This is a genomic window from Arthrobacter sp. 2YAF22_2 (assembly GCF_052114645.1).
Lineage (GTDB): Bacteria > Actinomycetota > Actinomycetes > Actinomycetales > Micrococcaceae > Arthrobacter.
The window spans coordinates 1-10,940 of the sequence record NZ_JBFRFD010000048.1 but is presented as its reverse complement, the minus strand read 5'-3'; the positions used below and the strand labels follow the sequence as shown (position 1 = coordinate 10,940).

The window sequence follows — 10,940 nt, the reverse complement described above, 5'->3', positions numbered from 1 at the left end:
GGATATAAGCGTTTAGTTGAGTGTAAGTTAGATCAATCTGTATCCAGTATTAGCTCTGTTTCTGGTGGAAGTATTACTGCTGCCGCTATCATGATTGCACTACATAAAGGTGGTTCCTTCCGAAATGTACATGATTTTGAAGAACGTGTGATTAACCCTTTAGTAAAATTAGGTCAAATCGACCTGCGAACAAAGTTACTTACAAATTCCTTTACAAAACAAGCATTATCTTTTAAATCCATTCGAGAAAAATGTAGTAATGCACTTCCAAATTTATTGGATGAGTATCTATGTGAGGGGATTCGAATGAAAGACTTGAAAAGTCTTCCTATAGACTGGTATTGCAATACAACATGCTTAGATACTATGAGGATGTTTTATTTTTCGACTGATCATATGTATGGAACTTATATTGGACAAACAACTAATATAGATGATATTACGGTTTCTTATGCTGCATCTACCTCAGCAGCTTTTCCAGTATTATTTTCCCCTATTTCTTTATCTCTAGAAGATAGGGTATTTAGTGATCCAGAAAACAGAATGCAAGGAAGCCCTTTATTACAATTTGGAAGAATTTGGTTTTCTGATGGAGGAGTATTCGATAACATCGGGACTGAACCATTAATCTTGCCAGATGGTGAGATTAAAACAAATAAATATCCGGCACTTGCAAAACATAGAAAAGAACCAATGAAATTTATTCCTAAAGCTAAAAATGAAATTTATATTGTTTTAGATGCCTCTGCATCTGAAAAAGTATGGAAAGAAAATGAGAAGCCTTCATATTTTGAATTGAATAAAAGGATTTTAGACACCTCTAATAGTCAAATTGTAGTATTAAGAAGGAAATTGTTACGTAATCTAGATCCCAAAATATACCCAGGATTACAACTCATTCTTAGTAAGCCTATCCAGACTTTATTAGATAAGAATAATAATCCTTTCTATACCGACCAAATCACTTTACCAGACTATCAATTGCCACCTCGCTCTACAGATAAAGAGGATATTGAGATGCTTTTAGCTGGGCTTCGTACAGATTTAGACGGATTCCATGACAGTGAAATTCATACCTTAATACGTGCAGGCGAAATCAGAATGGACATTGCATTAAGAATGTTACTACCAGAATATATGGAGGATATGACAGGAACCTCTAATCCTATATTTCCATCTGAAGATTTAGAACACTGGTGCCGGGTGGTGGCAACCGACACGCACAACCTCCAGGCCGCGCTGCGGTCCATCCTGCGTATCAAGGGTGTGATCCGGACCGAAACCGTGCTCGCCCTGCACACCCACATCCAGTACCGCACCGAGCCGCTCATCAGCCGGCTGGCCCAGGGCAGCGCAGTCGCCCCCGGTAGGGCCACCCCGCGCCGCACTGCATCCGGGGAACGCCAGCCAAACACTGGATAATGTCCCGGTGACTATCATTGACAACGCCGTGTACGTTGACGGCGTCCGCAGGGCCGACCCGACCAGCCTTGAACAGACCTTCGAGACCATGACCGAGCTCGGCGGGATGGCCTGGATCGGCCTGTACCGGCCGACCGAGGAGGAAATGGCCGCGGTTTCGGCAGAGTTCGGGCTGCACCGTCTGGCGGTCGAGGACGCGATTTCCGCGCACCAGCGCCCCAAGCTGGAGCGTTACGACGACAACCTGTTCACGGTGCTCCGTCCGGCCCGGTACTTGGAAGAATCGGAGACCGTGGAATTCGGCGAACTTCACGTCTTCACCGGCCGGAACTTCGTCGTGACCGTCCGGCATGCCGAAACCCGCGTCGTGGGGCAGGTCCGGCACCGGCTGGAGGGCCGCCCGGACCTGCTGCGCCTCGGCCCGGAAGCCGTCCTCTACGCCCTCCTGGACCAGGTGGTGGATGACTATCTCCCGGTGGTGGCGGGGCTGGAGAACGACATCGACGAGATCGAGGACCAACTCTTCAGCGGGGACCCGCTGGTTTCCCGGCGCATCTACGACCTCGCGCGGGAAGTCATCCATTTCCAGCGGGCCATCCACCCGCTGCCGGCCATGATGCAACACCTTCGGGGGGGCTTCGAGAAGTACGAGGTGGACTCGGAACTGCGGCACAGCCTGCGGGACGTCGAGGACCACGTGGAGCGGTTGATCTCCCGCGCCGATTCCTTCCGTGAACTGCTGCAGAACGCGCTCACCCTGGACGGCACGCTGACCGCCAACCGTCAGAACGAGGCCAGCGCGGAACAAAACGAACAGGTCAAAAAGATCTCGTCCTGGGCCGCCATCTTCTTCGCGCCCTCATTCGTGGCCGGCGTCTACGGCATGAACTTTGTACGGATGCCGGAGCTGCAGTGGACCTACGGCTACCCGATGGCGATCGGCATGATGGCCGGCACTGCGACGATCATGTATGTCATCTTCAAGCGGAAGGGCTGGCTCTAACAGCCCGGCGGCAGTGCAGATTAAGGCGCTGAGCTAGGGCGTCGGGCGCCGGTTGCGGGCTTGGGCCACGAGCCGGACGAAGGCGAGCACGAACCCGGTCTCGATCAATCCCATCAGAGCCAGCAACAGCCACTGCCCGTGGCCGATGAAGTAGACCGCCCCGAGGGAGACCAGTACGGTGCCGAGGGCGAGGGCGTACACGGCGAAGCCGACGGCAACGCGCGCGCTGCGCACGCCGGTGCGGAAACCGAAACCGTGCGGCTCGCCACCCGGGAATCCGCTGACGCGGTCCCGCGGAGCCGGCTGGAGCCGGTCGAATTCCTCCCACGGATCACGCTCGGGTTCCCGACGCTGTTCGGCCATAGCCCTATTATCCCGCGTTACCGCAAGCCTCCGCTCAGGCGGCTTGCTGCGCGATTTTGCCGCGACCGGCGCCGTCCGCTCCGAAGATGAGCCGGCGGGTGGCGATTTTTTCGGTGAAGAAACGGTCGTGGCTGACCACGACGACGGCGCCCGGGAAATGCAGCAGCGCCCGCTCCATCACCTGGGTGCTGCTGAGGTCCAGGTGGTTAGTGGGTTCGTCGAGCAGCAGTACCGAGGCGCCGGAGAGCAGGCACTGCGCCATCGCCACGCGGGCTTTTTGGCCGCCCGAGAGGTTGCCGATCTTCTGCTTAAGGTCCGCCTCGGAGAACTGGAACATGGCAAGGAAACGGTTGACTGACTTCTTTGTGGCGCTGAAGGCCACGCTGTCCGGCAGGGCGTTAACCGCGTGGGACACGGTGTCGCCGTCGTCGAGGTCCTCAAGCATCCGGTTGTACGAAACAAAGCCGGGGCCCTTGGCCCAGGCCACCTCGCCGGCATCGGCGCTCTCCTCGCCGGTGAGCACTTTCAGCAGGGTGGACTTCCCGCTGCCGTTGGCGCCGAGCACCGCGATCCGGTTTCCCTTGCGGATTTCGAAACTCAGGTCGTCGAACAGTTGCTTCTCGCCGTAGGACTTCCCCAGCCCCTGCACCCGGCACAGGACGTCCTTCACGTGGAGTCCGCCGTAAATCTCGGTGACGATCTGGTCCACCGGCCGGGGCGTGCGGGATTTCTTGATCTTGGCGAGCTGGTTGCCCAGCCCGCGGCCGGCGGCCTTGGCGGCCTCGCGGCGGTCTGCGATTCCCTCGGCTTCAAACGCGAGGAGTTCGGCTTCGTGCACGAACTGCTGCTCGAGGGTCTTGAGCCGGAACTGCTTCTGGACCACGTATTCGCCGAAGTTCCCCGGGTATTCGTGCAGGTGGAAGTTTTCGACCTCGACGATCCGGGTGACGACGGCGTCAAGGAACTTCCGGTCGTGCGAAACGATCACCGCGGCRCCCTTGAAGTCACGGAACCAGCCCTCCAGCCATTCGACGCCGGCCACGTCCAGGAAGTTGGTGGGCTCGTCGAGCAGCAGGACGTCCGGGCCCTCGAGCAGGCTCTTGGCCAGCGCGGCGCGGTTGCGCCAGCCGCCGGACAGCGCGTCGATCGGGCAGTGACGGTGTGCGTCGTCGAATCCCAGGGTGGTCAGCACCGTATCGATGCGGCGGGGGTAGTCCCAGCCATCGAGCCGGTCCATGTCCTCGAACAGTGCCGCCTGCCGTCCGATCAGCCGGTCCAGTTCGTCGGGTGCGGGCTCCGCGGCGATGGCGGCGTCAATGGCGGCCAGCTCGGCCTCGACGGCCTTGATCTCGCCGAACAGCCCGTCCAGGACCTCGGTGATGGTCGACTCGCCATTCAGCTCGGAGAACTGGGAGAAGTAGCCCACCCGGGTCCCGAGCTCCACGCTGACCGTGCCGGTGTCCGGAGCCACTTGGTCGAGGATGAGCTTCAGGATGGTGGTCTTTCCGGATCCGTTCTTGCCGATCAGGCCCACCCGGTCGCCCGGTTCCAGCCGGAAGAACACCTCACGGAGGATCTGGGTGTTGTCGAAGCGGACGCTGACGTCATGCAGCCGGATCAGGCTCATTAATGCTGTCCTCTCAGGGGGTGGGGTGCCGCTTCAGACTATCCCGAACGGGCGGGACGGCCTGACGCGTCGGCTCCCCTGGCCGGGCCCTAGGAAACGGGGCCGCGGGGAGCGAACATGATCACGGCCACCCCCGCGACGCAGATCAGTGATCCGATGACGTCCCAGCGGTCAGGCCGAAACCCGTCGAATGCCATTCCCCAGGCCAGCGACCCGGCGACGAAGACGCCGCCATACGCGGCCAGAATCCTGCCGAAATGCGCGTCGGGCTGAAGGGTCGCAACGAATCCGTAGAGACCCAGGGCAATGATTCCGAGCCCGGCCCACCACCAGGCGCGTCCTTCCCGCACGGCCTGCCACACCAGCCAGGCCCCGCCGATCTCAGCGACTGCGGCCAGAATGAACAGCAGCACGGACTTTGCGATGGTCATGCCCTTCATCATGCCGCACCGGAAGCATGCGGGAGCGGCCCGGCCCTTGTACTTTATACCCCCTGGGGGTATCTTTGAATCGTTGTCAGTGAACTGGTATGTCCCGGCCGACGCCCCCCGGCCATCACAGCCGTTCAACCACAGCTCCCATCACCTCGTTCTGCAAGAAAAATGGACACTGACAGGTGCGACATGCGGACCGCTGGTAAGCGGCCTGCCGATCGTCTCGAGGAAAACCTTTGGAAGACCACACTCAGCATCACGACCACCACGCCCGCGGCTCACACGGGCCCGGCCACGGCACGGACGACGATCACGTAGTCCACAGCCACGGCCAGCACGCCGGGCATAGCACTGCGATGTTCAAGGACCGGTTCTGGCTGACGCTGGCCTTGTCCGTTCCGGTCGTTTACTTCAGCCCGATGTTCGGGCATCTGCTCGGCTACCTGCCCCCGGACTTCCCCGGCGCGGCCTGGATCCCGCCGCTGCTGGGCACCATGATCTTCTTCTACGGTGGCATGCCGTTCCTGAAGGGCGGCCTCAACGAGCTGAAGAGCCGGCAGCCGGGGATGATGCTGCTGATCGGCATGGCCATCAGCGTCGCATTCGTTGCTTCCTGGGTCACCAGCCTGGGCATCGGCGGCTTCGAGCTGGACTTCTGGTGGGAGCTGGCCCTGCTGGTGGCCATCATGCTGCTGGGCCACTGGATTGAGATGCGCGCCCTCGGCTCGGCCCAGGGCGCCCTCGACGCCCTGGCCGCGCTGCTTCCCGACGAGGCCGAACGCATCACGGACGCTGGAACCGAGACGGTGGGCGTCTCTGAACTCCGGACCGGGGACACCCTCCTGGTCCGGTCGGGGGCCCGGATGCCGGCCGACGGCGTCGTAGTTGACGGCCAGGCTGAGTTTGATGAATCGATGATCACCGGCGAATCCAAGACCGTGCTCCGCTCGGCCGGCGACCCGGTGGTGGCCGGAACGGTCGCCACCGACAACACAATCAGGGTGCGGGTCACCGCGATCGGGGATGACACGGCCCTGGCCGGCATCCAACGCCTGGTCGCCGAGGCGCAGGCGTCATCCTCCAAGGCGCAGGCCCTGGCCGACCGGGCCGCCGCGTTCCTTTTCTACTTCGCCGCGGGGGCCGGCGTCATTACCTTCATCGTCTGGTCGCTGCTGGGCAGCGTCCCCGAGGCCGTCACACGGACCGTGACCGTCCTGGTGATCGCCTGCCCGCACGCCCTGGGCCTGGCCATTCCGCTGGTGATCGCCATTTCCACCGAGCAGGCGGCCCGGGCCGGCGTGCTGATCAAGAACAGGATGGCGCTGGAACGCATGCGGACCATCGACGTCGTCCTGTTCGACAAGACCGGAACCCTGACCAAGGGCGAACCCGAACTCAAGGACGTAGCCGCGGCCGACGGCGTCAGCCGGGAAGAGCTGCTCGCCCTTGCCTCCGCGGTGGAAGCAGACAGCGAACACCCTGTGGCGCGCGCCATCGTCCGGGCCGCCCGGGACCAGGGGCTGGACGTTCCGCTGGCCACCGGCTTTAGCTCCATGACGGGACGCGGCGTCCGCGCCACGGTCGACGGCCGGGACGTCGCCGTGGGCGGGCCCGCACTGCTCCGGGAACTCGGCGTCGTCGAACCGGCAGTCCTTGCTGCCACCACCAAGGCGTGGATGGACCGTGGTGCGGCCGTGCTGCACGTCCTTGACGGGAACCGGGTCCTCGGCGCCGTCAGCCTGGAAGACGCCGTGCGTGAAGAGTCGCGCCAGGCGGTTGCCGCCCTGCAGAACCGCGGCATCAGGGTCGCCATGATTACCGGGGACGCGCGGCAGGTCGCCGCGGCCGTAGGGTCGGAACTGAAGATCGACGAGATCTTCGCCGAAGTCCTCCCGACAGATAAGGACAAGAAGGTTGCCGAGCTGCAGGGGCGCGGCCTGAAGGTGGCGATGGTCGGTGACGGCGTCAACGATTCCCCGGCACTCGCGAGGGCCGAAGTGGGCATCGCCATCGGCGCCGGCACCGACGTCGCCATGGAATCGGCCGGAGTGGTGCTGGCCGGCAATGATCCCCGCGCTGTCCTGTCGATGGTGGACCTGTCCCGGGCCGCCTACCGGAAGATGTGGCAAAACCTGGTGTGGGCCACCGGCTACAACGTCATTTCGGTGCCGCTGGCCGCCGGCGTGCTGGCCTTCGCCGGGGTGGTGCTCTCCCCCGCCGCCGGCGCAGTCCTGATGTCCATCTCCACGGTTGTGGTCGCCCTGAACGCGCAGTTGCTGCGGCGCATAAAGCTGAACCCGGCTCAGGTCCGCTAAAGCGCTCCATTCCCCCATGGCCACGGCGTCCGGAGCCGCCGTGATGAGCAATCGGGTTTCTCGGTTTACGCGCCTGCGCCGAGACTGATGAGGTGGGCGGCCGCAGTCCAACCCCAGCCGGTGTAGGCCGCCACCTGGTCCTGGCTGACGACCGTATAGAGGATGTCCGCGCCGTGCACGTACGCCTCGTCCGCCAAGGCCGCCAGAACCGCCGCTTCAAAGCCCTTCCCGGTTTCCGTCGCCTCCGCCTGCAGGCTGCCGATGACGGCCAGGCTGTCCTCGATGCTGACGCGTCCGCTGGCGACCGGGTGGTCGAAAACGGAAATTTCCACAAGGTCATACAGCTCCAGGGGTGCCTGGGCAAGCTCGGCGTTCTCGGGCAGAGCCGGCGCGGCGTTCAGGTCCTCGGTTGGGGCGGTGAGCAGCACGGCCTCCCCCACCGGGGCCAACCCCAGGGTCGCGGCGTAGCCCAGCGCAGCTCCGGGGTCGGTGGTAACGAGGGTCAGGACGGCCCCGGGCCGCTGACGGACGGTCTCCGCCGCACGGTCCGCGCCGGTTCCGGGCCACGCGAGGATGTACTCCGGTTGGGAATGTGTACCCGCGGTGACCACTCCGGATCCCTCCGGGGCCGAGGACTGCCCGCGGACGGCCGCCCAGGCGGCGGCCCAGAGGGGAAGGGTATCCTGCCAGCCAGCCATGATTAGTTCTCCTTTGGATCGGCTACTTCGAGGATACGGGCGAACCGGCGGGCAGGGGGCGGCCCCGGCCGTAGGCGCGGGACAGGGTGACAGCGGTGATGACTATCAGTGCCAGCATAACCGCGCCAAACATCACAACGGCCGGAACCAGTGCGGTCGTCTGAAGGATCAGCCCCAGCAGCACCACCGGCACTGCCATGCCGACATACCCGACCAGGAACAGCCCGGCCAGCGCTTCACCGCGGGTCTCCGGAGCGGAGATGGCGATGACCGTGCCGATCGCGGACTTGAAGGTCACGCCTACCCCGGACCCCGCGACCAGGCCGCCGGCGATCAGCAGCGGAAGTGAAGAAGCAGCGATCGACACGGTGACAAGACCGAGCCCTGCGCCCAACAGGATCAGGCCGACGACGAACTGCCTGCTGCGCTCCCAGCGGGAGGAGAGCACCTGGAACGCTGCCGAGGAGGCGAAGACGACGAAGGCCACTGCGCCCGCCACTACGTGCGAGGTGATGCCCAGTTGCCGTGCCAAAAAGGACGGCGCCAAGGAGGTGAAGAAGCCGAACATGGCGAACCCGACGAAGGCCATCATGGCCGCGGCCACGTACTGTCCGCGGGCGGCGCGGGGAACGACGACCCGCTGCGGCCGGTAGACCCACGTGTCGTCGACGTTGTTGACGGTTTCCGGGACGGTCACGATCAGCAGCAGCCCGGCCAGCAGGAGAAACGCGAACACCACGTACGGGGTGTAGAGCGGCATCGGCACATACTCGGCGAGGAAGCCGGTGATGAGCGGGCCCAGGCCCAGGCCGCCGATGTTGGCTGCGGTGGAGATGACCTCGGCGCGCCGTGACCCGGTGCCGGGGCGGGCCGCACTGTGCAGTTCGGTCATGTGCGCGGTGGCCGTGGCGGTGAGCATGCCGATGCCGAGGCCGCAGACGAACCGGGCAAGCAGCAGTCCTGGAAGGTCCGGCCAAACGAGGAAGATCAGCGCCGCGACGACGTTGAGCAGGACAGCGGGCGCAATTACCCTGCGGCGGCCGAACCTGTCGGAGATGTGACCTGCCAGAAACAGGCTCGCCACCACACCGGCAGCGTAGGCGGCGAAGATGATGGTGATGGTGAACGCGCTGAACCCGCCCCGCTGCTGGTACAGCACGTACAGCGGGGCCGGCGCGGCGGCAAACGCCATCGTGACCATGAAGACGAAGGTGACAATCCAGAACCCGCGTCCGTGCCGGCGCCGGTGCGCCTGCTGGGATGCGTCGGCCCGAAGGGCGGGAGAGGTGAGAGTGTGAGTCATTCCTCCAGTATTGGGCCCCAAAGTAATCGCGTCCAACGCTTATTGGCGCTGATATCCATCGTCATCGGCGATGATGAATCCATGCAGCTGTTTCAGATCGAATACTTCGTCGCGGTGGCCGAAGCGCTGAGCTTCACCCAGGCTGCCCGGCGGGTCAACATCGTCCAGTCTGCCGTCTCGGCAGCCATCCGCCAGCTCGAACACGAACTCGGCTCGGAACTGTTCATCCGCCAAGGCCGAAGCATCCGCCTCACCCCTGCGGGAGAGGCCATGCTCCCGCGTGCCCGCACCATCCTCGCCGACGTGCAGGCCGCACGGGACGCCGTCGACGCCGTCCGCGGGACGGTCCGCGGGACGGTGGCCCTGGGTACGCTGGCCTACGCCGGGTCCGTCGATGTGCTGCAGATCCTGGGGACAGTCCGGCGCGAGTACCCGGGAATCGTCATCAAGCTGCGCCAGACGGTCCAGGGAACCCGCACCAGCCTGGCGGATGTCCGGTCCGGTGCCCTGGATCTGGCGTTGGTGTCCGTGCCCGAAGAGGCCGCGCCCGACGTCGAGCTGTACCCGCTGCATGCCGAGGCCATCGTCTTTGCCTGTCCCGACTCCCACCATCTGGCCGGCCGGAAGCGCGTGAGCCTGGCCGAGATCGCAGACGAGCCGTTCATTGACTTTCCCGAAGGCTGGGGAAACCGCACCACGGTGGACGCAGCTTTCGCCACGTCGGGGCTGCACCGCACGGTCCACACCGAAGTGGTGACCTTCACCATGGCCACGGACCTGGTCCGGGAGGGCCTGGGCGTCGCTTTCCTGCCCGAGTCGGCGCTACAGCGCGGCCAAGGGGCAGGGATCAGGGCCATCCACACGCCTCTGGTGTGGCGCATCCAATTGGCCCACTCCGCCGTCCGCCAGGCCACCGCCGCCGACCGCGTGGTGATCGGCGAATTCCGCCGCGTAACGACGGGCGCTCCCCTGCAGGTGCAACAACTTCACAGTGAATAAGGGGTGGTCTTGGCTTGCACCGGAGTGGTTGACTTTCAGCGGGGCCGGACTAGATTCGATCGCCAATTTGGTTACCCGATCAACGGCCTGGTCCCACCGAATGATCCGTATCTTCACCTGATCCGTTTCTTTAGGGAGAGCACCATGACTGACATCACCATCATCGGTTCCGGCAACATGGGACGCGGCATCGGAACCCGTGCGGTCGCGGCCGGACGCTCCATCCAGGTCCTCGACAAGAGCGCCGAAGAGGCACAGAAGCTCGCAGCCGAACTCGGATCCGGCGCCACCGGTGCAGCTTCCACCGAGGCTCCCGCCGGCCGCATCGTGGTACTCGCCCTGCCGTTCGACGCCGCCAAGGAGGTTGTCAGCGGCTACGGTGATGCCCTCGACGGCCGCATCATCATCGACATCACCAATCCGATCAACTTTGAAACCTGCGACTCCCTTGTCGTGGACCCGGGCACCTCCGCGGCGGAGGAAATTGCCAAGCTGGCCCCGTCGGGGGCCAGCGTCGTGAAGGCATTCAACACCACGTTCGCCGGCACCCTGATCGCCGGCGAGGTGGCCGGCCAGCCGTTGGACGTTTTCATCGCCTCGGATTCCGAGGACGCTCGCAATGAGGTCGCCGACTTCGTCACCGCCGCCGGGCTCCGCCCGCTCCAGGTCGGCGGCCTGCACCACGCCCGCGAACTGGAAGGCTTCCAGCTGCTCCTGATGGCACTGCAGGCCAACCCGGCGTACGAGAACTTCAACTGGGGCACTGCGCTGAAGAT

The 10,940-nt window shown here is 63.2% G+C and carries 9 protein-coding genes and 2 pseudogenes; 6 read left to right on the top strand and 5 right to left on the bottom strand.

The features are described 5' to 3' along the window. The 3 genes and pseudogenes from AB4Y86_RS03680 to corA form a co-directional block, all read left to right on the top strand. A pseudogene (locus tag AB4Y86_RS03680) lies at window positions 1-618 on the top strand (patatin-like phospholipase family protein); the annotation flags it as partial. 576 nt (window positions 619-1,194) lie between these two features. Continuing rightward, window positions 1,195-1,422 (top strand): annotated as a pseudogene (locus AB4Y86_RS03675) (Lrp/AsnC family transcriptional regulator); the annotation flags it as partial. A 7-nt stretch (window positions 1,423-1,429) separates the two neighbouring features. Continuing rightward, on the top strand, window positions 1,430-2,425 hold the full coding sequence (corA, locus tag AB4Y86_RS03670) for a magnesium/cobalt transporter CorA (RefSeq protein ID WP_441400180.1): 996 nt from the start codon (window positions 1,430-1,432) through the stop codon (window positions 2,423-2,425). Window positions 2,426-2,458: 33 nt separating this feature from the next. On the opposite strand, the gene AB4Y86_RS03665 is transcribed toward corA, so the two are convergent. From AB4Y86_RS03665 to AB4Y86_RS03655, 3 genes are all read right to left on the bottom strand, one after another. Beyond that, the gene (locus tag AB4Y86_RS03665) at window positions 2,459-2,788 is read right to left on the bottom strand and encodes a hypothetical protein (protein WP_441400178.1); all 330 of its coding nucleotides are present in this window, start codon (window positions 2,786-2,788) and stop codon (window positions 2,459-2,461) included. Window positions 2,789-2,822: 34 nt separating this feature from the next. Then, window positions 2,823-4,415, bottom strand: a complete 1,593-nt coding sequence (locus tag AB4Y86_RS03660) for an ABC-F family ATP-binding cassette domain-containing protein (protein ID WP_441400176.1) — start codon at window positions 4,413-4,415, stop codon at window positions 2,823-2,825. Between the two features lie 89 nt (window positions 4,416-4,504). Then, window positions 4,505-4,846, bottom strand: coding sequence for a YnfA family protein (locus tag AB4Y86_RS03655; protein WP_441400174.1), 342 nt, complete (start codon window positions 4,844-4,846; stop codon window positions 4,505-4,507). A 239-nt stretch (window positions 4,847-5,085) separates the two neighbouring features. Between AB4Y86_RS03655 and AB4Y86_RS03650 the strand changes: the two genes are divergently transcribed. Then, entirely contained in the window at window positions 5,086-7,164 is a 2,079-nt protein-coding gene (locus tag AB4Y86_RS03650) for a copper-translocating P-type ATPase (RefSeq protein WP_441400172.1), read from the top strand. 65 nt (window positions 7,165-7,229) lie between these two features. On the opposite strand, the gene AB4Y86_RS03645 is transcribed toward AB4Y86_RS03650, so the two are convergent. Both AB4Y86_RS03645 and AB4Y86_RS03640 read right to left on the bottom strand, forming a co-directional pair. Then, complete coding sequence (locus tag AB4Y86_RS03645; RefSeq protein ID WP_441400170.1) at window positions 7,230-7,862, bottom strand: hypothetical protein; 633 nt, start codon at window positions 7,860-7,862, stop codon at window positions 7,230-7,232. 22 nt (window positions 7,863-7,884) lie between these two features. After that, on the bottom strand, window positions 7,885-9,165 hold the full coding sequence (locus AB4Y86_RS03640; RefSeq protein ID WP_441400168.1) for an MFS transporter: 1,281 nt from the start codon (window positions 9,163-9,165) through the stop codon (window positions 7,885-7,887). Between the two features lie 81 nt (window positions 9,166-9,246). Here AB4Y86_RS03640 and AB4Y86_RS03635 point away from each other — a divergent pair, with 81 nt between their 5' ends. After that, complete coding sequence (locus AB4Y86_RS03635; RefSeq protein ID WP_441400167.1) at window positions 9,247-10,164, top strand: LysR family transcriptional regulator; 918 nt, start codon at window positions 9,247-9,249, stop codon at window positions 10,162-10,164. Between the two features lie 144 nt (window positions 10,165-10,308). Beyond that, a partial coding sequence (locus AB4Y86_RS03630) for an NADPH-dependent F420 reductase (RefSeq protein ID WP_441400165.1) occupies window positions 10,309-10,940 on the top strand: 632 nt, incomplete at its 3' end.